27 protein-coding genes and 6 tRNA genes are annotated in these 25,707 nt (G+C 50.0%); 20 read left to right on the plus strand and 13 right to left on the minus strand.

The annotated features are described in order from the left end of the window. Positions 1-143 precede the first annotated feature (143 nt). From EIO64_RS03620 to EIO64_RS03640, 5 genes are all read left to right on the plus strand, one after another. On the plus strand, positions 144-482 hold the full coding sequence (locus tag EIO64_RS03620) for a helix-turn-helix domain-containing protein (RefSeq protein ID WP_158629688.1): 339 nt from the start codon (positions 144-146) through the stop codon (positions 480-482). Positions 483-566: 84 nt separating this feature from the next. Then, the gene (locus EIO64_RS03625) at positions 567-1,664 is read left to right on the plus strand and encodes an amidoligase family protein (RefSeq protein ID WP_119311362.1); all 1,098 of its coding nucleotides are present in this window, start codon (positions 567-569) and stop codon (positions 1,662-1,664) included. 1 nt (position 1,665) lies between these two features. Beyond that, positions 1,666-2,589 (plus strand): class II glutamine amidotransferase, encoded by a 924-nt coding sequence (locus EIO64_RS03630; protein WP_119311363.1) that lies wholly within the window; start codon positions 1,666-1,668, stop codon positions 2,587-2,589. Position 2,590: 1 nt separating this feature from the next. After that, entirely contained in the window at positions 2,591-2,950 is a 360-nt protein-coding gene (locus EIO64_RS03635) for a DUF3846 domain-containing protein (RefSeq protein WP_119311364.1), read from the plus strand. A 128-nt stretch (positions 2,951-3,078) separates the two neighbouring features. Beyond that, complete coding sequence (locus EIO64_RS03640) at positions 3,079-3,645, plus strand: tyrosine-type recombinase/integrase (protein WP_119311365.1); 567 nt, start codon at positions 3,079-3,081, stop codon at positions 3,643-3,645. A gap of 471 nt (positions 3,646-4,116) precedes the next feature. On the opposite strand, the gene EIO64_RS03645 is transcribed toward EIO64_RS03640, so the two are convergent. After that, positions 4,117-5,058, minus strand: a complete 942-nt coding sequence (locus EIO64_RS03645) for a helix-turn-helix domain-containing protein (protein WP_119311366.1) — start codon at positions 5,056-5,058, stop codon at positions 4,117-4,119. A 127-nt stretch (positions 5,059-5,185) separates the two neighbouring features. Between EIO64_RS03645 and EIO64_RS03650 the strand changes: the two genes are divergently transcribed. The 4 genes from EIO64_RS03650 to EIO64_RS03665 all read left to right on the plus strand — a co-directional run bounded on the left by EIO64_RS03650 (position 5,186) and on the right by EIO64_RS03665 (position 8,722). After that, the gene (locus tag EIO64_RS03650) at positions 5,186-6,907 is read left to right on the plus strand and encodes a DNA primase family protein (protein WP_119311367.1); all 1,722 of its coding nucleotides are present in this window, start codon (positions 5,186-5,188) and stop codon (positions 6,905-6,907) included. Next, positions 6,904-7,158: a hypothetical protein gene (locus EIO64_RS03655; RefSeq protein WP_119311368.1), complete on the plus strand. Its 255-nt coding sequence runs from the start codon at positions 6,904-6,906 to the stop codon at positions 7,156-7,158. The genes EIO64_RS03650 and EIO64_RS03655 overlap by 4 nt, the downstream gene beginning before the upstream one ends. A 2-nt stretch (positions 7,159-7,160) precedes the next feature. Beyond that, positions 7,161-7,427, plus strand: a complete 267-nt coding sequence (locus tag EIO64_RS03660) for a DNA-binding protein (RefSeq protein WP_181446420.1) — start codon at positions 7,161-7,163, stop codon at positions 7,425-7,427. Between the two features lie 62 nt (positions 7,428-7,489). Then, complete coding sequence (locus EIO64_RS03665; RefSeq protein WP_119311369.1) at positions 7,490-8,722, plus strand: site-specific integrase; 1,233 nt, start codon at positions 7,490-7,492, stop codon at positions 8,720-8,722. Between the two features lie 66 nt (positions 8,723-8,788). Here the strand turns inward: EIO64_RS03665 and EIO64_RS03670 are convergent, their stop codons facing one another. The 6 genes from EIO64_RS03670 to EIO64_RS03695 form a co-directional block, all read right to left on the minus strand. Beyond that, a complete protein-coding gene (locus EIO64_RS03670; protein ID WP_203005779.1) occupies positions 8,789-9,805 on the minus strand; it encodes a DNA/RNA helicase domain-containing protein in 1,017 nt (338 codons plus the stop codon). Beyond that, entirely contained in the window at positions 9,718-10,422 is a 705-nt protein-coding gene (locus EIO64_RS03675; protein ID WP_197714229.1) for a GIY-YIG nuclease family protein, read from the minus strand. Before EIO64_RS03675 ends, EIO64_RS03670 begins: the two co-directional genes overlap by 88 nt. Positions 10,423-11,181: 759 nt before the next feature. Next, complete coding sequence (locus EIO64_RS03680; RefSeq protein WP_119311370.1) at positions 11,182-12,222, minus strand: hypothetical protein; 1,041 nt, start codon at positions 12,220-12,222, stop codon at positions 11,182-11,184. Positions 12,223-12,234: 12 nt separating this feature from the next. After that, positions 12,235-12,486, minus strand: coding sequence for a YkgJ family cysteine cluster protein (locus EIO64_RS03685; RefSeq protein ID WP_119311371.1), 252 nt, complete (start codon positions 12,484-12,486; stop codon positions 12,235-12,237). A gap of 9 nt (positions 12,487-12,495) precedes the next feature. Continuing rightward, positions 12,496-13,785, minus strand: coding sequence for a hypothetical protein (locus EIO64_RS03690; protein ID WP_136890788.1), 1,290 nt, complete (start codon positions 13,783-13,785; stop codon positions 12,496-12,498). Then, complete coding sequence (locus tag EIO64_RS03695; protein WP_249390788.1) at positions 13,785-14,753, minus strand: helix-turn-helix transcriptional regulator; 969 nt, start codon at positions 14,751-14,753, stop codon at positions 13,785-13,787. Before EIO64_RS03695 ends, EIO64_RS03690 begins: the two co-directional genes overlap by 1 nt. 174 nt (positions 14,754-14,927) lie before the next feature. Between EIO64_RS03695 and EIO64_RS03700 the strand changes: the two genes are divergently transcribed. Further along, the gene (locus EIO64_RS03700) at positions 14,928-15,260 is read left to right on the plus strand and encodes a helix-turn-helix domain-containing protein (RefSeq protein ID WP_119311373.1); all 333 of its coding nucleotides are present in this window, start codon (positions 14,928-14,930) and stop codon (positions 15,258-15,260) included. Positions 15,261-15,302: 42 nt separating this feature from the next. Here EIO64_RS03700 and EIO64_RS03705 read toward each other — a convergent pair whose 3' ends face one another. From EIO64_RS03705 to EIO64_RS03715, 3 genes are all read right to left on the minus strand, one after another. Then, positions 15,303-16,232: a class II glutamine amidotransferase gene (locus tag EIO64_RS03705; protein ID WP_136890789.1), complete on the minus strand. Its 930-nt coding sequence runs from the start codon at positions 16,230-16,232 to the stop codon at positions 15,303-15,305. A gap of 2 nt (positions 16,233-16,234) precedes the next feature. Then, positions 16,235-17,350, minus strand: coding sequence for an amidoligase family protein (locus EIO64_RS03710; RefSeq protein WP_119311375.1), 1,116 nt, complete (start codon positions 17,348-17,350; stop codon positions 16,235-16,237). Positions 17,351-17,448: 98 nt separating this feature from the next. Continuing rightward, on the minus strand, positions 17,449-17,592 hold the full coding sequence (locus EIO64_RS03715) for a hypothetical protein (RefSeq protein ID WP_158629689.1): 144 nt from the start codon (positions 17,590-17,592) through the stop codon (positions 17,449-17,451). A gap of 105 nt (positions 17,593-17,697) precedes the next feature. Between EIO64_RS03715 and EIO64_RS03720 the strand changes: the two genes are divergently transcribed. Further along, positions 17,698-17,928 (plus strand): helix-turn-helix domain-containing protein, encoded by a 231-nt coding sequence (locus tag EIO64_RS03720; protein ID WP_249390789.1) that lies wholly within the window; start codon positions 17,698-17,700, stop codon positions 17,926-17,928. Here EIO64_RS03720 and EIO64_RS03725 read toward each other — a convergent pair. Beyond that, positions 17,925-18,986, minus strand: a complete 1,062-nt coding sequence (locus EIO64_RS03725) for a hypothetical protein (RefSeq protein ID WP_119311377.1) — start codon at positions 18,984-18,986, stop codon at positions 17,925-17,927. The genes EIO64_RS03720 and EIO64_RS03725 overlap by 4 nt on opposite strands. 273 nt (positions 18,987-19,259) lie before the next feature. Between EIO64_RS03725 and EIO64_RS03730 the strand changes: the two genes are divergently transcribed. The 3 genes from EIO64_RS03730 to EIO64_RS03740 all read left to right on the plus strand — a co-directional run bounded on the left by EIO64_RS03730 (position 19,260) and on the right by EIO64_RS03740 (position 22,369). After that, positions 19,260-20,837, plus strand: coding sequence for a phage/plasmid primase, P4 family (locus EIO64_RS03730; protein WP_119311378.1), 1,578 nt, complete (start codon positions 19,260-19,262; stop codon positions 20,835-20,837). Next, entirely contained in the window at positions 20,815-21,021 is a 207-nt protein-coding gene (locus EIO64_RS03735) for a DNA-binding protein (protein ID WP_119311379.1), read from the plus strand. The genes EIO64_RS03730 and EIO64_RS03735 overlap by 23 nt, the downstream gene beginning before the upstream one ends. Before the next feature lie 112 nt (positions 21,022-21,133). Beyond that, positions 21,134-22,369 (plus strand): tyrosine-type recombinase/integrase, encoded by a 1,236-nt coding sequence (locus tag EIO64_RS03740; protein WP_136890791.1) that lies wholly within the window; start codon positions 21,134-21,136, stop codon positions 22,367-22,369. Between the two features lie 315 nt (positions 22,370-22,684). On the opposite strand, the gene EIO64_RS03745 is transcribed toward EIO64_RS03740, so the two are convergent. Then, positions 22,685-22,773 (minus strand) — tRNA-Ser (locus EIO64_RS03745). A 439-nt stretch (positions 22,774-23,212) separates the two neighbouring features. Here EIO64_RS03745 and EIO64_RS03750 point away from each other — a divergent pair. The 6 genes from EIO64_RS03750 (at position 23,213) to EIO64_RS03775 (ending at position 24,486) form a co-directional block, all read left to right on the plus strand. Then, on the plus strand, positions 23,213-23,866 hold the full coding sequence (locus EIO64_RS03750; protein ID WP_158629690.1) for a gamma-glutamyl-gamma-aminobutyrate hydrolase family protein: 654 nt from the start codon (positions 23,213-23,215) through the stop codon (positions 23,864-23,866). An 82-nt stretch (positions 23,867-23,948) separates the two neighbouring features. Next, a tRNA-Gly gene (locus EIO64_RS03755) sits at positions 23,949-24,023 on the plus strand. Between the two features lie 9 nt (positions 24,024-24,032). Then, a tRNA-Arg gene (locus EIO64_RS03760) sits at positions 24,033-24,109 on the plus strand. Between the two features lie 54 nt (positions 24,110-24,163). Beyond that, a tRNA-His gene (locus EIO64_RS03765) sits at positions 24,164-24,240 on the plus strand. A gap of 47 nt (positions 24,241-24,287) precedes the next feature. Continuing rightward, a tRNA-Gln gene (locus EIO64_RS03770) sits at positions 24,288-24,362 on the plus strand. 48 nt (positions 24,363-24,410) lie between these two features. Further along, positions 24,411-24,486 (plus strand) — tRNA-Lys (locus EIO64_RS03775). A 519-nt stretch (positions 24,487-25,005) separates the two neighbouring features. Here EIO64_RS03775 and EIO64_RS03780 read toward each other — a convergent pair. Further along, a complete protein-coding gene (locus EIO64_RS03780; protein WP_021747632.1) occupies positions 25,006-25,665 on the minus strand; it encodes a metal-dependent hydrolase in 660 nt (219 codons plus the stop codon). Between the last annotated feature and the right edge of the window lie 42 nt (positions 25,666-25,707).

Here is a 25,707-nt window from a genome sequence, read left to right on the forward strand (position 1 = left end):
ATCCCCTTTGCAAGTTTCTTGTCAGATAAGTATAGCGTAATATCGTCATAAATTCAATGATTTATGACGATATTTGTAATCTAACGATTTTGCGATGTGCAGGGTACAATAATAAAAACCCCTCGTGAGGGAGGATGTGCCTCGTGCTTAAATTTGATGTAACAAAGCGAATAAAGGATCTGTGCAATGCGTATTCTTGGACGTATTATCGATTGGCCAAAGAAAGCGATATTACCTACTCCACCTTGAGCGCTATGTTGAACAAAGGGACTATTCCGTCTATTCCTACTCTCGAAAAGATATGTAAAGGCTTTAATATTTCTCTATCGCAATTTTTTGCCGAGGACGAATCAGTAGCCCTAATGACTTTTCCGCAAAAAGAGTATTTGGCCCGGTGGGAGACTTTAACACAGGAAAACCGAATGTGCGTAGACAAATTTATTGATTTTTTAAAAGCAAAGCAGAGCGAAACGGATAGATGAATAATTGAATGATATATTATCTCCATGTATAAAGCCCGAGGCGAAACAGCCTCGGGCAAATTTTGTTTATGGAGGTAATTGACTATGAAAACCAAGGAAGTATGTTCCCATTGTGGGCATGAATTTCCCCGAACAGAGCTGACGGAGTTCGATGGCGAGTTCCTTTGTCCCGCCTGTCTCGAAACGGAGACTTCGGTGTGCGAAGACTGCGGAAGGCGCATTTGGAACGACAACAATGAGGGCAGCGGCGATTTGATCCTCTGCGGCAGCTGTTATGAAAGAAACTATGTTCACTGCTCCCGCTGCGGCCGTCTGCTTCACGAAAACAACGCTTTCTATTTCGGGGACGATGATGAGCCGTACTGTGAGTCCTGCCATGATATGCTGGACAGTCGGATCATCCACGAGTACAGCTACCGCCCTGCACCCAACTTCTACGGCAATGGCCCCCGCTTTTTCGGCGTGGAGCTTGAGATCGACGAGGGCGGCGAGTATGAGTCCAAAGCTAAGAAACTGTTGAACGTAGCCAACCGGGATACTGAGAATATCTATATCAAGCATGATGGCAGTCTGGATGAAGGGCTTGAACTCGTGACCCATCCTATGTCGCTTGAATATCAGCTGACAAAGATGCCCTGGGTAGAGGTCATGGCGGAGGCCGTGCGACAGGGCTACCGCTCCCATCAGGCCAACACCTGTGGTCTGCATGTCCATGTGAGCCGGGAGGCCTTCGGTGCATTTGCGGTGGAGCAGGACAGCGCCATTGCACGTGTGTTGTTCTTTGTGGAGCGTCACTGGAATGAGCTTCTGAAATTCAGCCGCCGTACTCAGCGCCAGTTGGAGCGCTGGGCCGCCCGGTACGGCTACAAGGATCATCCCACCGAAATGATGGAGCATGTCAAGAAAGGCCGGTGTAACCGCTATACCTGCGTCAATCTGACCAATGAGGATACCATTGAGTTCCGGATCTTCCGGGGCACTCTGAAATACAATACGCTGATCGCCACGCTGCAGATGGTCAACCGAATCTGCGACGTGGCGATTTGTATGTCCGATGATGAACTCAGAGCCATGTCGTGGAGTGAGTTTGTGTCCGGTGTTACTGAGCCGGAGCTGATCCAGTATCTCAAGGAACGCCGCCTGTACCTCAATGAACCTGTTGCTGTGTCTGAGGAGGTCTGATATGTGCTGCTTATTCGGACTTTTAGATTACGGCCACTCTCTGACTGCTGCTCAGAAAAACCACATTCTGGCGGTGCTTTCTACCGTCTGTGAGGCCCGTGGCACCGATGCCACCGGAATCGCCTATAACACCGATAACGGATTGCAGATCTATAAGCGTCCACTTCCTGCTCACCACCTTCGATTGCGTATTCCAAAGGACACCAATTATGTCATGGGCCACACAAGAATGACCACGCAAGGCTGTGAGAAACACAACCACAATAATCATCCGTTCAGTGGCCGTGCAGGTGGGGTTCCTTTCGCTCTGGCCCACAACGGCATTCTCCACAATGACCATGAACTTCGGAGGCAGAGGAAACTTCCTTCCACAAAAATCGAAACCGACAGCTATGTAGCTGTCCAGCTGATCGAGCGATCCGGAGAACTGTCCTTTGCAAGCCTGAAACAGATGGCCGAAGCCGTGGAAGGAACCTTTACATTCACGGTAACGGACAATACGGACAACCTGTATATCGTGAAGGGAAACAATCCCCTCTGCCTGTACCACTGGCCCAAGTTAGGGCTGTACCTCTACGCATCCACCGAGGACATCCTGAAACGGGCCTTACAGGGCATCCGGCTCAAGCTGGGTAAACCGCAGGAGGTCAATATCGACTCCGGGGAGATCGTCCGTATTGACCGCTTTGGCCGTATTACCCGGAGCATTTTCGATACCTCCCATCTTTTCCGCAGCCGCAGTTACTTTGGCTGGCCCTACCGCTTTTCCCTCTGGGACAACGATACCGCTTATGACAGCTATGTGTCCGAACTGAAATCGGTAGCCAGAGCCTTCGGATATGCTCCCGACGATATTGATGATCTGCTGAACGATGGGTTTACCCCGGAAGAAATCGAAGAATGCTTTTACACGATGGAGGTATGACATGAAAATTCTCATGGTCGAACCCGGCAAGGCACCGAAGGAAAAGAACATCTCCGGCACTCTGGATTCCATGCAGGAAGCTGTTGGTGGGACGATTCAGGCCATCTATCCCTTTGACGAACCTGTGGCTCTGATTTGCAACGATGATGGCAAACTGATGAATCTGCCCATGTGCCGCTCTATTCACGAAATAGGGGATATCATCTTCGGCAGCTTCTTTGTCTGCGCCGCCCCACCCGGGCATCGGAATTTCACATCTCTATCCAAGGAGCAGATCGAGCGATACAAGGAGCGGTTCCGCTTCCCGGAAACTTTTCTGCGTATCGGCGGCGATGCCATCTTTGTGCTGAGAAATTTGTGATTGTTCGTTAAATTGTAGAAATACGACTACCAAAATCCAGTGTTTTCAAGGCTTTCAGCGGATTGGCCTTAAAAGTTCGTATTTCCCAGGACGATAATTCGTATTTCAGACTGGATTGGAGGTGCAAAATGAACAAGCGAACCGTGGCTCTGACCACGGAGCAATACAAGGAAATCATCTCAACCATGAAGCAGGGCTTCACCGGATGCCGTCCGAACCCACGGGCGGCAACGGCACTCATGCTGGAAGCAAACTTGGGTTTGCGCATCTCGGACATTGTTCAGCTTCGCCTGTGCGATATTGTCAAGGACGGCAACCGCTATCGTCTTGCCATCATAGAGCAGAAAACCGGAAAGGCCCGTGTGTTTACCGTTCCTCTGGCGCTGTATCAGTTTATCCGATGCTACTGTCTGGATAATGGCATTGGGAGCAATGATCTCATATTCCCGGTCACGGAACGGTCGGTACAGAAGCATCTGAAAACCGTCTGCGACTATTTGGGTTTCTCCGGTATCAGCACACATAGCTTCCGAAAGTATTACGCAACGGAGATTTACAAAAACAGCAACTACAATATTGCGTTGGTCCAGCAGCTCCTGCAGCACAGCAGCGCTGCCGTGACACAGCGCTACATCGGCATCCAGCAGAAGGAGTTGGAGGATGCCATTGAAAGCCATTTGAAATTAGACGTTTGAAAGGAGGAACCCGCAGTGATTTGGTTCTTGGTTGGATTTGTTATCACCATGATCGCTTTCTGCTTCACCGAAGTCTGCACCGCAAAATGATTCCCGCTATCATCATGGATGCCATAACTCTGTTCCTGAAAGGTGCCAGTGCCGCTATTGCAGTGTATGTGTCCATGCTCAAGAAACGGGACAAATGATTTGAGGGGTTAGGGCGCTGGCCCTAACCCCTTTTCTATATGTCAACTTTTGGTTTGGGGGAGGGGAATGGGGCCTCAACGCCCTGCGGGCGGCTCGGCCTTCCCCTCCCCCAAGCCTCTTTCCCTTCTGGCCCAAACAATACCTGCTCACCAAACTTTACTGTGTCAATGTGCTTGTGTCAGAACTACTCTAAATTTTACGGGTCAAAAAGCATAATTACGGCGGATTCACAGTCGATGATTCAAGCTGCTTTTGACACTGACACATCGGCACAATAATTTATCAATCCTGTTCCGTATGCGTGAAAGCAAGGTCTGACAACGATTGTAACTTTGTAGCCCTGTTATTTTGTACAAACGAACTGCTTTCGTCAATAAACCCACCATCTCTTAAAAATCGCAACACAAAAAGCTTTTCCTCTGGTGTACCTCTTGTAATCGCAAGGAAACATTTCAACAAATCAAGGTCTTTGTACCCAAGTTTCTCGAGCGTAAAGATTGTTTCAAGTATATGATATGGATCCTTTTCTGTTATTCTTTCGCATCTGTTGCTCTTGATATCGGTACGGCGCTCCTTTGCGAAGGCTTCATCCCCAATCTTTTGAAAAAGTCTTTGTATCAAAGGAATGCCAAATAATGCATTTTTAATCACTTCATGCCGCTTGTCTTTGGCATCACAGATTCGTAAGAAAACCTGCATCAACTCACGATCCTCTTTGGAAGCCAATACACCATCTTTATAAAGGGCCATTACCGCTTCATCCGCATAAATCAGCGCTGGCGGTCTTGGTGTGCTATTAGCGCAACTGAGTGCAAACATTATAGGCTCTGTAATTGTCGGCAAAAACTTTTCTACTGGAAACTCCCCCGTATAGTCCAATGGGTTATCTGTTTTCCCAACAAGGTACAGCGGAGATACATCATAGATTAAAGCAAACAGCTTAAGATATGTTCTGTCAATAGATGCCCTTGGCCTGAGGGCATTCTCATAACCAACAATTGAAACATGGGACAAGTTAAGTAGATTTCCTACAGATGTTTCAGTCAATCCAATTCTTTCCCGACATTCACGCAATTTTGTTGCATAATACGAGACTGTTTTGGGGTCAATCAGCTCCGCGTCCTTGAGTTTGCTGATAGCTATCTCGGTTTGCGTTACATGAGCAGGAAATTGGGTCTCAATTTTTCCACAGGTCTTGAGTACTTCTTTTTTCTTGCGAGGCATGGTTTCTCTCCTTTGTAACTTTCTCTTGTTGAAAAAAGGTTGTTTATGTTGCGAATTCTCGACTTTCAGTTTTCGTGGCAGGATGAAATAGTCAAATGACACCAAAATCAGCAAAGGAGAGTTTGCCATGGAAAAGAAACATTCCAACCCGTACCTTGAGCACATTGGTTCACAGCAAAAACTATTCGAACCCATGATACCTACACGACCAATTAGGGACGTAAATAACCACTCAAAAGTTATTTACATAGACGAAACCAGAGAACGCATCCCCGATCCGCCGAATCCGAGAAATCTGTTAATCCCTATGGACTTTCATGAACCGGATGCAATCGATATGAGCAACAAAGAGATCCTCAAGATGAAGGGCCTTGTTTCGGAACCGGCGATGTACAGAAATACTTCCATACCCACGTCAACACCTGTGTACCGTCAGATACAAGTTCCTTCAAAGGATGAGCAGCCCACAGTGCAGGAATTGCTTCCGAAAGTCAAAGTATCAAAAGCTACCGACGCTGAGAGCGCTCCCTCTACCTCAGAAGACAAAATGTCACCGTATGATACTGCGCAGTATTTACTTACACGCTTCCACATGAAGTCAATAAGTAATGTACTGCACATATTTGATGGTCAGTGTTACCGGCCATATCCAACAGATACAGCGTTACGCTTTATTGTTGATAAGTGTCGCTCACAAGCCAAGGCCGCCGGTACCCCCAGTTTTCCTAAATCGGTATATGATTGTCTTCGCAACGAACCTCGCATTGAATGCAAAGTGGGAGAAAACAGTACTGAACGCTATCGCTTTGTAACTTTTGAGAATGGAACCCTCGACCTTAAAACAGGCCAGCTACATCCCCATTCACCCCAATATTTTACAACATACTGCCTTAAATGTCAGTATAACCCGAGCTTCGCTAATCTGTCTACGCCCTATTTTGATACCTTCCTCCATCAGATGAGTGGTGGTGATAGGTTGTTAGAGGCCAGGGTGTTGGAATTCATTGGCTACTGTCTTGTTCCGGATCTTGATGGGCGAGTAATTTTCTTGCTTCAAGGTTACTCTGGCGCAGGCAAATCTTTAATTTCGAATTTTCTCCGCAGTCTTTATCCCGACGAAGTCGTTTCATCGTTGAATGTCCATGAACTTGGTGACAAGTTCGCTGTGTCCGAGTTGAGTCGCAAGGTCATATGTTTGTCGCCTGACCTTCCCGCCGGAGTGCTCGATGATAAGTCAGTCAGTGCTCTGAAAAAACTCAGTGGCCACGACAAAGTATCCTCCGATGTAAAATTCCAATCTCGGGTGGAATTTGAGTGCGAGGCAACATTTGTTTTAGCAACAAATCACATGTTATGCACCAAAAGGAGAGATGAGGCATTGATTGACCGTATCGTTGTAATTCCCTTTGCCTTCCCCGTGGCAAAGGAGGCCCGCATGCCGTCGTTAATCGATAACCTAAAGGAGGAAACGGATCGTATAGCTAATCGGGCACTACAGGCATATTTTTGTCTCCGCAGTAAGCATTACATCTTTTCTGGCAACTACGAGATCAATGCGGTTACTGAGGCAACATCAATCAGTAGCGACCTCGAATCATGTATGGCAGCATTTGTACAAGACTGGATTATTCCCGATCCCAATGGAGGTGTCCATAATTGCGAAGCCTGCGAACTTTTTTGCAGCATTTATAATCTTAGTATAAACGATAACGCTTTTTCCCGGTTATTTACTCGGTTTGTTTCTCAAAAACATCCTATTGAACATGGTCGGGTGAGATTGCCCGGTGGTGGAAATCCCAAAAATTACATAAAAGGAATACGACTTAAGGATGGAGGGCAAGTGAAATGAGAATTTATGCGGTTTTCGGAGATAATGCTGTTATGATTGAGTATTCCTATGAGCACGCAAGGTATTGCCTGCACAAGTACTTCCGTGGTGCACATTACACCAAAGCATTCGGCAGCATTGCCGAGGCAACAGCCGAAGCAACCGACCATCTGTGGGAAATTGCCCCGCTGAACCGGGCTATACCGGAGTTCCTCAAACCCGGGAAGATTTACTTTGCCAATAAGCTTCCCCTGAATACCCAAGGAGAATAGCCATGGCCAAGAAAATGAAATCTGACCCGCCTGAACTGCTCCCGATGCTGATGCCGGCCAGTATGATGGCAAAGGTTTCCGGGATCGGCGAGGCAACTCTGCGAACCTTGATGGCACAGGGGGAAATCGAATACCTGCAGATCGGCAACCACCGCTTACTCAGCGTCAATGCCATCTGGGCCTATTACGAAACCCATAAGACACCTTCTAAGCCTGCTATTAAGGCGAGGTTTGACGCTATCCAGAAAATGAATGCGGAGAGCGCATAATCAAATCTGTCCCGGAAGGCACACGCCTTCCGGGACTCTGATCCAACTATAAGGAGGCAAAAATGGCTATTACAGAAAGAACCGTTCAAAATAAGCGTAACAGTGTCGGGGAATTAACCGGGAAACCCGGTATAGTTTACGACGTGAACATCAAGCACAAAGTCAACGGACAGCAGAAAACACATTCCAAGAAAGGTTTTGCCACAAAAAAAGAGGCCTTGCAGTACGAAGCAGCCATGAAAAACAAGCTTTCAAATCCGTCCTATGTTGCACCTACAGCTGCCCAACGGAAAATGACTGTGGAGGAATATTTGGAGGAATGGGTCGAGCGGCACGGAAATGCTAATCTCCGTCCCAGTACAAAGGCCAGCTACAGGTCTCATATCCGTAATCACGTGATTCCGTATATCGGAAGCGTTCCGCTTGGGCAGGTAACTCCTGCCATGCTGGATGATATGTTCCGGCAGTTGTACGAGAAAGGTCTCTCCCATAGCTCAGTGAAATATGCCCATCGCGTTGTAGGGGTTGCTTTCGAACACGCACGGAAGTACCATTACATCGAAAACAACCCTGCAAGGGACGTTATCACTAAGTTCGGCAAGCAGGGCAAGACTCCTGACCCTTATACGACCGAGCAAATGAGCACACTATTTGCCAATGTGGCTGGTTCCAAGTGGGAACTGATCGTGGTTCTCGGAGGCCTTTATGGGCTTCGGTTGTCTGAAATTCTTGGTCTTCGATGGAGAAATATTGATCTTGAATCCAAGACGTTTGCTGTGGTTGAGCAGCTGCCGTTCGGAATACCGGCGGGAACAGTGACCATTGATGAAATGGCTCCTGTAAAATCCAGTGATCGTGTCCTGCCGATCACAGACCTTACTCTGCCATACTTTCAGCGCCAGCTGGCATTACAGGCCGAACAGAGAACTTTGCTGACCGGAGCGGGACAAGCCTGCTATGACAATGATTTGGTTATCGCCAAGCCCAACGGGGCACCGGAGCGCCGGGAGCGGGTATCCTCGAATTTTGGTCAGCTTCTGAGGCACACTGGGATGCCTCATATGCGTTTTCATGACTTGAGACATTCGGCAGCAACCAACATGCATCAGCTTACAGGCGATTTTTATACCGTAGGTATGATCCTGGGGCACAGCTTGAAGGGCATCGGTATCCAGCTCGGAATCTCCAATAACCTTGAGTCTGTCACCGCTCAGTATGTAGATGTGCGTCTGGATCGGAAACAGGTGGTGCTTGATACATACCATAGAGCTGTGTTGAGTGGCACCAATGTTTAAATAATAAGGCCAGCGTTGAATTTCAGCGCTGGCCTTATTCTCAACGTATATCTTTTAGTAACACTCTTATCTAACTATCGGAATAAACTTCCCTAGATATTCGCGCAAAGCATCATCGCAAACATATACATAGGTTCCTAATATTCCGCGAGTCAGCAGAACTGCGTAAGTGTTGAGAATATAGTTTTTTAATTCATCATCTGCTACAGACCGTTTCACTTTATTGTCAAAAAAGTGTTTTCGATTAACTCTAACTTCTCTGCTTTCAGTATCATAATACAAATCCGGGCCAATAACTACCGCAGCATAGTTCAGATCAAGCCCAGGCAATGAATATATGCTGCCCATCTCCTGCTTTGCGTTCGGGTTTCTAAGCCATCCGCCAGTCTGGCGATTCCACCATACATCAACTCCATCGATAGATATGTCCGGTCTATCAGGAGAGTCTTTCGCAATCCACTTCCAAGCATACCCTCCACACAATCTACACAAGCCAACAGACTTTTCTTTCATATCAAGAGTCTCAATCATATCGCTAAAGGAGCAAAAAATCTTGAATTCATAGTTTTTGAAATTTAAAGCGGAGAGCTGTTTTTGATTCAATACGGCATGAATATAGGGAACGTAGTCGTTTCCGGCGCGAATACGCATCTGATCCTGTAGTTCTACCGGACGGATACCACAATGTGAAATATCAAGGCGTTGATGAAAAACATCGTAAGGAATATCAGAAGGACACGCAATTTGCTTTCTATCGTAGAGCAACACAAGACAATCGGAGTTTTTCACAAGCCAGTCTAATTCGTCATGCGTATCATCCAACCCCAGCCTAGTGTTGCCGCTTCGGAAATTAGTAATATACATACCCAGATTTTTGTTTCTTCGTAATCTGTGCGCCTCGTCACAAATGATAATGTCATAATGCTTTTTTGTAACATCAATTGGGCTAATAATCTCTTTATCATAGCCCCCAGGCAGACGCTTAAATGCAGATCTTAGTTCACTTCGTGTGGCAGAATTGGAAAATACCAAACCGACTTGCTTTCCGTTGAAATCAGGGTTCGTCTTAAGGTGATAGAACAAAGAGGATGCAATGACCGTCTTTCCGGTTCCTGCATCACCTTCCAGAAGTATGGGCCTAGCCTTTTTTGCCTTTCGTTGTTTTGTGATGCGCTGGTATGTATGGCATTTACAATATTTGTCAAGGTGGCAATCTGTTTATCTGTAAGGCTCGTTTGAGGAGAATACTTAAACTCCGTTTTATTCAGGATGGCTTGAAACTCTTTGTGCTTTACCAATCCACGCTCTACCAGCTGTGGCCATAGCCTGTCAAAGCCCAGTTCAAACTCGTTTTTTCGCCGATAAAATGTGCGTTCACCCTCACTGCGATTGATGACATGAAATCTGCGATCAATACGCATTAATTTAATCAAAAGTTTTTCAAAATGCTTTGCCGGAGTTTCTTCAATGTCCTCGCCTGTTATTACGTGGATTCTCTTAAAATGAAAACGGTAACACCAATCATCCTTACGATGATGCTCCTTGCTTCGTTCAATAATATCATTTGTCTCACCGACATACGCATCTCTGCCATTCTCTAAGATATACACATAGTGAAAATCATGAGGGAATGTCCATTTGCCGTAGTCAGGGGAGGCATAGTCATATGTCGTAATTTCAAAACTAACTGTTGTAACCATTTCCATCACCTTTGCATTTAATCAGGCTACATTGATTATACAAATAAAATCATACAAACACAACCGAAAATCCCTGTTATCATATCGTCTTATACGTTTCCGTATGATGCGTGGTAACCCTCAAAAGCTATATGAGTTCTGCATATGATATTCTGAAGTTTTATACGTTTCTACCGCCCCTCTGGGCACCATTTGGGCTCCACAGCATTCATTTTCGCCGAATGGTATTCAGTGCTTGGGCACCACAAACAGGGCACCATGGGCACCATTTTGGTTTTTGCCGCAATCGAAACTTAATATCAAGCAAAGAGAAAACCCTTGGAAACTCAGCATTTCCAAGGGTTTTTGGCGGAGGCGGTGGGATTCGAACCCACGGACGGGATTAACCGTCAAACGATTTCGAGGGGAATAATGCATAAAATATTTGCTCATATTTGTGCATAACGTTTTATTTTGCCATGGAAAGTAGCTATATAAAAGAAAAATTCCATTTTTCTTCACACTGGTGAATTTCTGACTTCATATCATCACAGATCGGCAAAAGCACCATTTCGGCACCACGCTAAGCAATCATCCTCCCTGGGGTAACGTCAGAGACATCGCGGCTTAAGCCGCGTCAAATGAAGGCCGTGCAACCCCCTGGCCGGACGGGGGTTGTAGGCCTTCATTTGACGCCTTCCCGACAGGGCGCCGAAGGCCAAAATTTTGACGATGTGGGAGCGGAGGTCGTAGACTTGTCTTAAACCTCTATACTTTCTATCAAGTCAGAGCTGTAAGTCCCTTTTCTTTCAGGAACGCATCGGAACTATTGATAGCCAAATCAATGTCGACCTGGTTAATTCGATTGACCTCGGTAGTGGAGCCACTGGAGAGAACGAGCTGGACTTTGCACATCTGGAAGAGGAGAGCTACCAGTTGGACAGTGTTCTCTGTCATAAGCTTCTCCGAATCGGTAAATTCGTTCCAGTCAGTTTTTCCGGTAAGAATCACCAAGTTGCCCAGTTGGGCGAGATGTCGCATATACACATTGTTAGTAGCAGACAGAGCTTTTTCGAACCGTTCTTCTGTCATGTGCAAAGATTCAAGATAGGCACAGATTCGGTCAATTTCTGTCTTGGCTTTTTTCATCTGTTCCATAGCCTCGTCCGCTTTGGCTGAGAGCTTGTTTCCGGTAAAGTTGAAGATAATGCCGCCTACCAGGAGACCCATGCCCAGAGTGGTGGCACCAAGAATGGTGGTTCCAAGAGCTATACCGCCGCCACCGGCAGCCAGTGCACCACCACCCAGGGCAGCCAGCGTGGCGTTAGTGGCAGCTGCACCACTAAGCGAGGCGATGGCAGTGCCTGTGGAGGCAGTACCCAAAGCCATAACGGCAGCAGTAGTAGCACCAGCAGCAGCAAACCCACCGGCAGTTCCCAAAGCTGCTCCACTCAGCCCTCCCAGTAGAACACCAGCACCGACCGACACCTTTTTCAGATCCTCTGGACTGTATGTTGGAATCGTGACGTCACCGTGCTTGAAAGCGCGGAACTCCGGCTTATTCTGGATGCGCTCAAAAATGTCTGAGAACTTCTGAAAACTCTGCAGAATCTCCAGCTCCAGCTTTCCCAGACGATCCATGGCAGCAGTGCAACGTTCATTCCTTATCTCAAACCGCCTGACATTGGCTGTATGTGCCTCTTGAGTTTGCTTCATGGTGTCATTGGCTTTTTTCATTTTAACTCCACCATGAATTGCACTCCCAACACCAGCTGCTCCGGCAACTGCTGCTGCAGCTCCTAAAATTAAAGGTAATGGCATCGTAAATTCCTCCTATTTTTCTAAATTCTTTAGTCTTTGGCAGGCCTCGCGGTTCAGGCGATAATATGTATCGATAGGCATCACTTCCTTGAAGAATTTCTGGTAGCTCTCGTCTACTCTGCACAGCAATGGACGTTTCTCATAAATGCTGCACAGATTTCCAGACAGATATTTGCAGGTGCCATCGCCCCGATCCAGCTCTGCATACAGCTTAGATATATCCAGGTGCCGACAGCAGGCTCCACAACGATCACACTCAAACATAGCGATTGCTCATTCGTAAATCAGATGCCGGCTCTTATCCCTCATAAAAGTGTCAAAATCACCTTCCCAGGGAATCGAAATGCCAAGCTCCACCATGTTCTTTTTCAAAAAGAAATTGAGGCTCTTTTCATCTTCGATGCAGTCAATATAACTTTCAAGCGGTTGGTATTGGGCGGTTTCTTTTTGGAATGCAGCCAAATCAATTCTTTTGAGTTGCTCCATATATGTTTGCAGTGATGCGGTAATTTTCTTATAGGCATCCAACTGCTTTTGCAGAGGTGCTTGAATACCAGCCCTGAGGCAAATTTCCTTTAGCACCAGCACCGTGAAACGTCCCCATGCGATGATGTTCATACGAGTAAAAAACATTAGCCAATTTCCACCAGAACGGACCAATGCGTCTGCCCCATCCATCAAACATAATGTACCATGTCCGAAAAGGAGCATTATGCGCAAGTCGGTATGTGACTGGGTGGGGATGCACTCCTTTAATGGCTTCTTGAAATAGAATCGCTGCTTTATCATCCAGATAAAACGGACCAATAGCTCACAAAGTAGTACAGGAAGCGACATGGCTATGCCAAACCGGGCGTCGTACCCCTCTTGAAAGGCTCGAACAGCCAATGTGGCCAAATCTTGTTTATCCTGTCCAATGTTGAACTTTCCGAAGTTGCAAAATTGGAAGAGTTCAAAAAATGGAATCGCCACACCTGATCCTCTTCCAATGTTACCGCGACTACCAGAACTTCCCGCAACATCGGACATGATGTGTCCAAACCAATTTACAATGCCGCAGAAAACTTTAGAGACAAGGTTATTGCCTTGCAATTCAAAGGATTCTGTTTTGATAGTAACCAGTTTTCCCCCGCTCACAAACGAAGATGTAGATGTAAATTGATTTAAGACTGAGAAAAACAATCCGATGATATCGGGCGAATGTGACAGAGATTTGATGTGGTGGTTTTTGGTACTCATATTGAATGCACCGCCCACATCCGCTGAATATCTCTGGTCGTAGTTGACTTTATATTGTCTTTCCAGATAACCAATTGCACTAGCAACGTTGCCTTCTTTTCCAGGTCGTGGAGACCATCCACTTTTTTCTGCAAATTTTTTTACAGCTTCATCTACTTGCGCATCCGTCCATTTTCCAATGACGCTTTGGCTCGGTGCACCTACTAGAAAAATATCAACTAAACCAGAGACTGCCCCACAGGCCACTGCAATTAAATAGTCGGATGAATCGCAGGCGTGTTTCTGTAGCAGTTCACCATCTTTTTTTTCAATTAAATCCTCCATTATTGCATCCCCTTTCCTTGCTCATTCGTTTTTTGTGGGCAGTCTTTCCAAATTACACGGTCCCCCTGGCTTCTTAGCCACATTTCAATGCCCTTGCCAAAGACCTCCGCGCGGATCTCATAACATCCGTCGTGCTCACTGAGTATCTCCGCCGTGGAGAGCCGGTCCAGTACCGCCTCCACGGATGGCCCTTTATAGATAAAACGCACCGTTTCCAGTTTCCCGCCGTACATGAACTGGACCCGCTTCCGGAACTCCCCCTCAGAGAAACGGCGGCTGTATGGCACCTGGAAGTGCTCGTCCAGCACCTGGAGCTTCTCGATCCTGTCCACCCGGTAGATCGTGGGGAAGGGATCATCGGCATTCTCAAAGTGCTCTGCCCGGTCGATGCCCTCAATAAAAGCGGTCAGATAGAAATAGAACTCCGAAAACAGCAGGCCCACAGGCTGGAGCCGTCGGCTCTTCCGCTCTCCCTGCTGGGTGCGATAGACTGCCTCGACCACGGAATGGCTCCAAATCGCCTGTCCCAGTGTCCAAAGCTGGTTCGAGAGCCGTTTCCCATGATATGGCTCCACATAGTAGAACCGCTCGTTCGCCAGGATCTGGCCCAGGAGCTTCCGGCTCTGCGGGGAGGCACACCGGCTCAGGAGCTTATCCAGAATCGGCTCCATCTCATCCTTCGGCATGGAGCGGCTGTCCAGCAGGATTTTGCACACCGCCAGCAGCTCCCCGCAGGAGAGAAAGCTCCCGGCGGCGGAGGTCAGCTCATACCGCTGCTCCTTCGCCTTGTATAGGATCTCCTGCGGCGGCTCCTGACTGGCAAAAAAATTACGCAGGCAGTCGATGTCCCTCTGGATGCTGCGCTCGTTGACACCAAAGCGAGCAGCGGCTTCTTTTTTCTGCAATCCCTCTCCGTGGACCAGCATTTCATAGAGATACAGCAGGCGGCTGTTCTTGTCTGTCTCCACGCCACCACCTCCTGTCTCTATCATAGCAGCGGACATAGACACTTTTTGTCCATGTAAAAAATTGCGCTGAAAGTTCAACGTCATTATACCCTAAAAGTTATATCCATTCAACCCCACAAGTTCATTTATAGATAAAACTCTCCGGGTTAAACTGATGAAAAACGGAGGGGCGCTATGGACTGGGTATCAATCGGCGGGAGAATTCGCAGGCAGCGGGAATTTCTGGGCTACACACGGGAGCAGTTCGCGGAGCTGCTGGACGTGACGCCGAAATTCTGCTCGGATATTGAGCTGGGTGTCAAGGGGATGTCCGTCCAGACCCTGTGCCGGATCTCTGAGGTCCTGCGCCTGTCCACGGATTTCATCCTTTTTGGCAGGGAGAACACCGAGAGTTCCAGCCCCATCACGCAGCTGCTCCGTAGCTGTTCCTCCTCTGAGCAGGCCTATGCGGAACAGCTTCTGAAAACCTTTATCATGGCAATGAATGCAAAAAAAGAATCGCTTTGACAAGCGATTCTTTTTTTGCGTCCACTCCCGATGGGGAATGGATTAGATCTCACCGCTGTAAAACAGGTCTTCCAGCTCTTCAGCGGTGAAGCCTTGGGCGGCCAGCAGGTCAATATCCTCCGGAGAATACCCAAAGGCCAGCGCCACGGTTTTCAGTTCATCCAAATGGGTCGTGTCTTTTTCCGCATGGGGGAAACTGCGGCAGTATGGATCGTTCATCAGGAACCGGGGGTATCTGAACCGGAACAGCTTGCTGTCATCAAAGGTCTCCCGGTCGAGCCGCCCAGTCTGGTTAATCCGCAGAATCTCTCCGCACTGGACAGGAACCTTCCGGCTCTTTCCAAGCGGTACTTGAAGCTTCCGGAGCGCCTGACGAAGGATTTCTTCCGTTGAGGCATAGAGATAGAGACCGCAGTCCGGGAAGAAATACAGGCAGAAGGGGTTGTCTCCCTTGACGATGTAGAAACTTCCGTCATCTCCCAGCACCGTGATCGTGAAGGAGCCTTCCAGCAGCTCCGCCATATACCGGAGGCTGTCAAAGTTCAGAATGCCCTTCTGCACAATCAGCTGGACGGCGATGTAGCTGTCCGTCTCAATCCTGGTTCTGGAAAGATGCAGGCTCTTCCGCAGGCTGATGTCATTGTCTAAAACGCCATTGTGGGCCAGGGCAAAGGTCCCAGTCTGCATGATCCCCCGGAACGGGTGGTTGTTATAGTTCTTTCTGGCACTGCCCTGGGTCATCATGCGGGTGTGGCCCATGGCGAAGCGGGAGTTGTCGCGGACGTAGAAGTTCAGCTTGTGGCCGGGAATGGGCTTCTTATAGATATGGAGATTCCTGCCGGAGTCATAGGCCACACCGGTGGCGTCCGTTCCCCTGGCCTCACTGGCAGATGCCAGCGCATGGAGCATCTTGGATTTTTCCTTCCCGGTAAAGCGCAGCTCCGTGTCGATCAATCCAAACAGACAGCACATTGTCACACCTCCACTTCCGCCATGACCGGCTCGTTGACATACAGACGCCGCTCTTTCAGATACCGCACCAGCTCCGGAGCCTGACAGCCGGAGACAAAGGAAGTCCAGGACAGGGCTTTCAGCTCGTCGTCAGACAGATAGATCGCCACGTCACAGATCCGGTCAACGAGCTGCAACGTGGCGATCAGGGTATTGTATTTGAGTGTTCCCCGGAACATCCGGAATTCGATGGTGTCCCGGTTGGTGAGGTTTACGCAGGTATAGCGCCCGCCGTGATACCCCTTCTTGGCGTGATCCAGGATCTCCATGGGCTGCTCCTTATAGCCGTAACGGGATGCCCACTGATCCAGCTGGTGCTGGGTGCGGCGGCTGAATTTCAGCAGCTCTTCCCAGTGCTTCTCGAAAAAGTAGAGGACACGGGCAATGGCGGTGTCCTGTTGTTCCTCAGTCTCTCCAAAAGCCAGACGACTCACATGGACATGGAGGCCACAGGTCCCGGCCTGATGGCTGGTGTAGCCCAGATCCACAGCTCCTTTGCAGATTTGCTCCCAGGGTATCTGCTGGAGCTGGTAGCTCAGGGACATGGGGTGCGTGACGATCTCAAATCCCTCTTCCAGGGAGCCATCATGCTTGCAGTAGATCCGTTCCTCTTCTTCGTTGGCGATCCGCAGGAGTTTTTTGGCGTTGGAGCCGTACTCCCCGGCTCCATCGATTTCTAGCTCCACGCCAAAGAACCTGGGGCCGTCTCCATAGAAAATCGGCTCCGGTTTGTAGCAGTAGTCCTGAATGGCCCGGTCGCCGGCGGTCCGGGTATAGCAGGCATGGCAGAGCGGTTCTTCCTCGTCCGGGTCATCCCGGTCATAGTAGGCTTCGTCGTTGTGAAGCAGCTCCCCGCAGCGGACGCAGTTGGTGTAATAGCGGTCATAGCAACGCTCGCAGAGCGGCGTGTCACTGTTCCCGGCATTATCGTCGGTCCAGATCCGTTCTCCACAGACATGACAGGTCACGGTCTCCTCTGCAAAACAGCGGGGGCAAAGGAATTGCCCGTCGAACTCTTCCCGCTGGGAGATAAGGTATTCACGTCCGCAGATCGCGCAGACATAGGTTTCCTCTTTCATCACTCATTCCTCCTTCATCACTTGGTCGATGATCGTACATAAGATAGCAGCGGCGGCAGCCAGGATGATCCCCAGGACATTTTTCCTGGAATCAGTTTTCACCCCAGGGTGCAGACCTTGCGGAGCAGCTGGTCTACCAGCTCCACCAGAATAGCGCGGATCACGGAAAGCAGTGTGTTCAGCATGGTTTTCCTCCTTTTTCCTTTCAAAATGAAAAAGCGGCGGCGATTGCTGAATGCCAAAGGCATTCAGCAATCGCCGCCGCTCTATAAGAATGATATTTCTTTGAAAGGGACAGGAAAAGCAAACAAGGCGCTATCTGGGAAACAGGGGGATAATCAACCGGAATGGAGGAATTTGAAATGGATCATAGCGAATACAGAGAAGCTCTGGACGCCTATAAGCAGGAACGTCTCCCGGTGGTGCTGACCGCCGCCGAGGCCATGGATCTTCTCGGTGTGGGGAAAAACACCATGTACCGGCTCTTAAAGTCGGGGGAGCTGCCGGCAGTTCGGATTGGGCACTCTTGGCGTTTGACTTTGGAAGCAGTCGAATATTTTCTCTGCAACCGTAGCTAAATATTTAAATGCCCCTCATAACGCAAGAAAATATCAGATAGAATCTCGGAGTCCGAATATGTTCCGCTTTCCGCCAAATAGTGACTGTATAGGTGTTGATTATTGTAATACAGATATAAAATATAGCTGTCAGAGAAGCTTATTTTATCCAAAAGAGAATTACAAACAGGATCTGTATTACCTGCTAAGTATTTGTAAATCACAACACACCATGTTTCAAAGACTAAATCCCGTATGTGGCGATCCTCTAAATTTGGAAAAGATGAAGGCTGAAATACCGCAGGACGCACCATTTCACTATTTTTAGGGGGTTCCACTTCCTTGATTTCGGTAAAGAAATCCTTAAAGCCAAATATTCGGCTCAATGATTTAAGGGATTCGATAATAAAATTATATTGCGAAAGAGGAACTCCGCATTCTTCATTGATAAAGGCGTTCTCGACAGAGGTACTCCCTCTCAGAATAAAAAAATTTTTACTAAAATTGCATATATAAGCAGTCAAGAGGAAGGGCAAAAGACTACAAACAGCCGATTCTTCCAAATTGAGCATTTGATGAACATACCTGAATTTTCGTTCTAATGGTATGCTTCCAAGAACACTCGGACAAGTAGGGGGTGTAGGCTCCATGCCCTTTTTGATTTCGTTTTTTAATTTTTTAAAAAGGCACTCGCATTTTGTGCGATTTCTTATCAGCAAATATTCTTTGACATCTTCAAAAGAGTCTTCCAAATCTTCAAGATACCACCATGGGTCTAATGGCTGAAGCTTCTTCGCTCCTGGTCGCCGGGTCCGCAGCTTAAACAGCTTATTGAAATGCGCATCGATATCTTGAAAGTGATGTTCAAATTCACGCTCTATAGTTTCCCAGAAGGTTTGTGTATTCTTACAAGGCATCAATAACTCATTATCTGCTGGACATTCACTATTGCTTTCTTCGCGGATGTTTTGTGCTGGAATATTCCGTGACTGATATCCGTGTATCATATACTCCACGACGGAGCCTAAGGCATGTTCTTCTCGTTCCAAAAGAGATGCTATAATCTCCCAATTTTTCATAGAACTCTTCCTTTTTTAGCATTGCTTAATTTAATTCAGGCGACTAATTCGTAGAAAAAGCGGGCCGTAAAACAGGAAAAATATGGTGAATATCCCTAAATCCAGATCAGAATACAGAGGGGGCACAGCAAAATTGAGCCCCCTCTGTATTCTGATTTGTCCTCTGAAAACCAAAATAAGCCGCATGAAAAAAAAGAAGCGTTCGCGGCAATTGCCGAGTTTGTATATGATAGCTCTCGAGCCGGCTACTACACACTATCTGGAGGAGTCAAGATGAGTACGAAATTTCTGTTCCCTGATTGGGAGAACGAGGATGACGATTCGCAGGATCTCTGTGGACGTATGCGCGAGATGGCGGAGGAAGCCGCCCGACGGGAGCGCCAGGGGCTTCCGGAGAAAAAGGAGCCTGAACCGCCGGCTCCCACAGCCAAAAGCCCTCGGAAGCGGGCGAATTTCTTCTCCGATCTGGTGGAGCAGATCGCAAAAGCCAAAATTCTCCTGTTTACCGAGGACGGGGAGCCGTTCGCCTATGACGAAGAGCTGGGCTGCTACCAGCCCATTCCCCAACTGACGGCATGGCTTGCAAACTTCTTCCCGGAAATCACGACCCGGAGTCTTTTGGCGAACGATCTCCGCGAAATTGCCCAGCGCCTGACTTGGCGGGAAGACCTCCGGTGCTGCCGCGATGAGTTCAACCGGAGTAAAGAACTGGTGAATCTGGAAAATGGGGTTTTCAATCTGGAATCTGGCGAGCTGCTGGAGCACGATCCCCGGTTCCACTTTACTTACCAGGTTAAGGCCAGTTACCTGGAAGATCCTGAGCAAATCAAATGTCCCGTTCTCGAAGATTTCTGCCGTTCTTCTCTCGATGGAGACCCTAAAAAGCGGCAGCTGCTTCTGGAGATGATCGGCTACATTTGCTCCGACCTGACCGTTGGGAAGTGTGCTTTCTTCCTACAGGGACAACCAAATTCCGGAAAAAGTGTCATCGCCGAGTTCATCAGTCGGTTATTTGATCCATCGCTCGTGTCCAATGTACCGCTTCATCAGCTAGGAGAACGGTTTTCCCGAGCAGAATTGGCGGGCAAGAAAGTCAATATCGCCGGCGAGATTGCTGGGAGAGCCTTACGGGACATCTCCATTTTCAAGTCTGTCACCGGCGGCGACCGTATCACGGGCGAGTTCAAAGGGAAAGACCTCTTCTATTTCATCCCACGGTGCAAGCTGCTGTTTGCAGGCAACACGCTACCGCGGACGACCGAGGCGGATACCACCGCCGCCTTTGCAAACCGGCTCGTGGTCCTACTCTTCAATCAGAGCATCCCGCCGGAGAAACAGGATAAGAGCCTGCTGGATAGGCTTTGCAAAGAGGCGGACTCCATCGTGACCCTTGCGCTTCATGCCTTGCAGGACCTCATGGAACGGAATTTTGTGTTTGCTCTACCGGAGGATTCTAAGGCATTTCTGGAATCGTTTGTCAATCGATCAAACGTCCTGTCCGGCTTTATAAAGGAACGCTGTATCCTCTCCCCGGAGGCTCGCGTATTCAATACGGACCTCTTTGCGGCATTCGTGGATTATTGCGCACAGAATGGGCTGGAGGCACTCTCACTCAGCCAGTTCCATGACCTTTTGTCTGGAATTCCAGGCGTCTACGCCAAGCGCATCCGTATCGGAAAAGAGAACCGGCAAGGACATGTGGGAATCTCTCTAAAGAAAAGCGAATCCCATGGAACTTTGGAACAACAGCCTCGAACGCCTGCGTGGCTAAGGGGAGAAAGTTCCACGGAAGGTGGACCACATATCATTTCAAAGAGGGAGGAAGACGATGCCCAGCAAGAAAAAGCGTGAAGATCTCCCGCTCTTCTTATCCCCGGATCAGGCAGCAAAAATCAGCGGCCTCGGCGTCAACCGCATCCGCCAGCTGATGGAGGATGGGCAGTTGGAGTATCTGCCAGTCGGCAACCGGCGGCTGACAACCGTCCAGGCTCTGCTGGACTATTACAAGCGGGCCAAAGTACCGGCTGCGGCCTGAAAGGATGCGTTACCCTGATTTTACCATCTGGCCCTAGGCGCGTCAAGAGTAGGTGGGCGGTGGTTTGCTTGGAGAGCAAACCACCGCCCACCTCTAAAAGGAGGAATAATGTATGGCTGTTACAGAACGAACCGTGAGAAATAAGCGCAACAGCGCGGGAGAACTCACTGGAAAGGCCGGCACTGTGTACGATGTGAATGTCAAGTACAAGTCCGGCGGAAAGAGCAAGACCTATTCCCGCAAGGGCTTCCTGACAAAGAAGGACGCCTTACAGCATGAAGCGGAGATGAAAGCGAAGCTGACAAACCCGGCATACACGCCGCCCTCTGCTGTTCAGCGAAAAATGACTGTGCAGGAGTACATGACGGAGTGGATCGACCGGCATGGCTCTGCAAATCTCCGCCCCAGCACCGAGGCCAGCTATCGGAGTCACATGAAGAACCACATCTTCCCCTATATCGGAGATGTATTTCTGAACCAGCTCTCCCCGGCCATGCTGGACGATATGTACCGGCAGCTTGCTGAAAAGGGCCTCTCTCAGTCCTCGGTCAAATACGCACACCGGATCATGGGCGTCTCACTGGAACATGCCCGCCGGTATCACTACATTAGCAGCAATCCGGCCAGGGATATTTTGACGAAGTTCGGAAAGCAGAGCAAGACGCCAGATCCTTACACGGTAGACCAGATGCGGCAGCTGCTGGCTGTTGTCATGGGGACGGAGTGGGAGCTGATCGTAGTGCTGGGAGGATTGTATGGGCTTCGCCTCAGCGAGATCATCGGACTGCGGTGGAGGAACGTGGATCTGGCTGAAAATACCTTTGGCGTTGTGGAGCAGCTCCCATTCAACACGCCTGCGAACACCACAGTGATCTCTGAGATGGCTCCCGTGAAATCCAGTGAGCGGACGCTTCCCATTACACCGCTCGTCAGACCATACTTTGAGCGGCATCTGGAACTCCAGAAGGAACAGAAGCGTTTTGCAAAGCAGTCAGGGAATCTGTACTTTGACAACGACCTTGTATTCGCAAAGCCTAACGGCTCTCCCAAGCGGCGGGAGCGGATCTCCGCGAATTTTGGACAGTTGCTGCGTCACGCAGAGATGCCCCATATCCGCTTTCACGATCTGCGGCACACAGCAGCAACCAATATGCACCAGCTGACCGGAGACTTCTATACGGTTGGACAGATCCTGGGGCACAGCCTGAAGGGGATCGGCATTCAGCTCCAGCTCTCCAACAACCTGGAAGCCGTCACGGCGCAGTATGTAGATGTGAGAATGGAGAGGAAGCTATATGTCCTAAACATCTACCATGAAGCGGTCCTGGGTTCCAGTGAGAAAACATGAAGCGCGGAGGTGCGCGCGATGCTCATGCATCGCGCGCACCTCCGCGCTTGCCGCAGCACCGCAGTGCTGCGAATCTCTTTTTGTGACCTCTCGAACTGTGGAAATCTCACGTATTTTGATATTGCTTTTTATAGGTCGCTTTTGAGGTGACGGGCACCATTTGAGCACCACAGCAAGGAAATCCCGAATATCTCATTCACTGGCCGGGCACCACAAACCTCGGCACCATGGGCACCATTTTGCTGCTGACGATGGGAATTGAGAAATCTTCGGGAAAAATAGAAGTCCTTGAAGCATTGTGCTTCAAGGACTTCCTGGCGGAGTGGGTGGGATTCGAACCCACGTGCCCTTGCGGACAACTTGATTTCGAGTCAAGCTCGTTGCGACCACTTCGATACCACTCCGTGTAGAAATATGCAGTTTTTATGAATGGATCACATGATTTCGAGTCAGCCCCGTTATGACCACTTCGATACCGCTGCATATCTAGTTGTGAGAACGCAAATCAGGATAACTGTGAGCATTTTGTTAGCGTTTTTCCGAAGCGCCGCTCACACCCGCGCCCGGAAGCCCTTGGGAGACATAGCCTTTTGGCTGTTAGCACGTCCCGCCGACGTAGCGATTTCAAGTCAAGCTCGTTGTGACCACTTCGATGCCACTCTGTACAGTTCCGTCCTGCGAGACGGGAAGCGGTTTTATTATGGCATATTTTCGGGAAAGTTTCAAGGAAAACCTTTTAACTTTTCGTTCGTTTCTCTTCGCCCCGCTTTTAACCACCGGGCGGAACTCTGGACGTGCTGCCCGGATAGAATGGGCCTGAGACATTTGACAGGAGGGATCGCCTTGCGTCCAACAGTGTTTCTCTGGGGCCTGCCGGGCCAGTACATCAATTACGAGCGTGCGCTGGAGATAGCAGGTGGACGGCCCCTGGCCTCTCCGGATCTGCGGGATGCGGTGCGGTGTGCCGCCCTGTTGTTGCCCGGCGGCGGCGATATGGAGCCCCGGCGCTACGGCCAGGCAAACACCGCCAGCCGGGGGCTGGAGCCAGAGCGGGACGCGGGAGAGCTGTTCCTGCTGGAGCAGTTCATTATGGAGAAAAAGCCTGTTCTGGGAATTTGCCGGGGACTGCAGGTGCTGAACGTGTTTTTCGGAGGCACACTGATCCAGGACCTGCCCGGCCACAGCCAGGCGGCGGGTCGGGACCGGCTCCACCGGGTACGGACAGCCCCCTCTCCCCTGCAGGACCTTTTCGGAGAGACCTTGGTGGTGAACAGCGCCCATCATCAGGCGGCAGACCGGCTGGGGCAGGGACTGCGGGCGGTCCAATGGGCCATAGACGGCACGGTGGAGGCGGTCATCCACCAGTCCCTGCCGGTGTGGGGTGTCCAGTGGCACCCGGAGCGGCTGGCCGGCCCCTTATCCCTGTCCGGAGCCGCAGATGGAGGGTGCCTTTTCACCGCCTGGCTGGCGCTGGCTGGTGGCACAGGACAATCTTAGAAAAAAATTGCGGGTTTCCGCTTGACAGATGGGCTTGTCCATGGTAATATATCTAAGCTGACGATTTCCACGGAGGGCAGACGCAGGTGTAGCACAATGGTCAGGGCACCAGCCTTCCAAGCTGGGGATGCGAGTTCGATTCTCGTCACCTGCTCCAATCAAATTCGCGCCAGTAGCTCAGCTGGATAGAGCAACTGCCTTCTAAGCAGTAGGCCAGGGGTTCGAGTCCCTTCTGGCGTACCAACTCCTTCCGGGGCGGTCGGTCAGCACGCATCCTGTTTAGGATCTCGATATGTGGTGGGTGTAGCTCAGTTGGTTAGAGCACCGGATTGTGGTTCCGGGTGTCGTGGGTTCGAGTCCCATCTCCCACCCCACAAAAGAGGGGATCGGGGTCACCCCGGTCCCCTGTTTTCCTTTCCATTGGGGCGTCGCCAAGTGGTAAGGCAAGGGACTTTGACTCCCTCATCCGCTGGTTCGAGTCCAGCCGTCCCAGCCAAGACTTTCCAGCCCGCCCGCATTGGACGGCCGAAATAGAATACCATGTGATCCGTTAGCTCAGCAGGCAGAGCAACTGCCTTTTAAGCAGTGGGTCCGGGGTTCGAATCCCCGACGGGTCACCAAAAAGAAAGACACGACTTTCGTCGTGTCTTTCTTTTTGGGTTTCGCAGGCCATTGGCCCGCGAAACCCTTCGGCGATTCAAATGCTCGGCGGAAATGAATTCTGCCTCCGCCAAGGTTCCGCCTGCGGCAAAACGCTTGTACTGCGCAAACGCACCGTCCTGCTGTGCGGAGCTCCAATGTCCGCATCTCTTCTGTCAACACAAGCTGTAAAAACCTCCTGAAGGGCTAATGCTTCAGGAGGTTTTTACAGCCGGAAAATACCAGGGATTGTTCGTAACGGGTTACCAGCAAGGGATATATCAAATTTCGCTTCGATTGCCCTGTAAGATTTGGAGTCGCTGTGAAGTCTCCGCCAGCAATTTCAATGCCGATGCTTCCAGCACCGCCTGACTGGCCGCCTGCATGATCGGGCAGATCTGTCCCCCCAAGAACTCTCTGTTGGCTTCGCACGGAAGCGATTCATTCGCCCGTGCCGGGGCAGCCGCTGTGGTGCTCCGCCCGCTCCCGTCCCAGGCTGCTTACAGGGTCATCTCCTCTCCCGGCTGAAGGACTTTGGCGGCAAATCCCGCCTCTTTGCAGGCGGCGGCGAATGCCTCCGGATCCTGGGTGATGGCCTGGAAGGTGTTGTAGTGCATGGGGACCGTCAGTCGGGGCCGGATCAGCTTCACTGCCCGGAGGGCATCCGCCGGGCCCATGGTGTAGAAATCTCCGATGGGCAGCAGCGCCACGTCGATGTCCTCGTCTGCCAGCAGGGTCATATCGGTCATCAGGGCCGTGTCTCCGGCGTGATAGATCTTCCTGCCCCCCATCTCAAAAAGGAAGCCGCAGGCAGGACAGCCCGCCGCACCGCCGCCGTGGAGGGCCTGGAAAAACTTGGCGCAGCCAAAGGACAGGCGGACCGTGCCGCCCAGATTTCCGGCGACGCATGCCACCCCCGCAGGGACAAACACCGCATCCGCCAGATCCGCTGTGCAGCAGACCGGCGCACCGGTACGTCTGGCGATGGCGGCTGCATCCCCTACGTGGTCCCCATGGCCGTGGGTGACAAAAATCACGTCCGGGTCCACCTTCTCTGCCCATTCAGGACGGCCAGCCCCGGTGAGGAAGGGGTCCGTCAGGACTTTGTGGACGCCGTCATCCAGCAGAAAGCAGGCATGGCCCAGAAATTGCAGCTTCATATATGCAGCACTCCTTTTTCCAAGATGGGACGGACAGCTGTC

The organism is Dysosmobacter welbionis (genome assembly GCF_005121165.3).
Lineage (GTDB): Bacteria > Bacillota > Clostridia > Oscillospirales > Oscillospiraceae > Oscillibacter > Oscillibacter welbionis.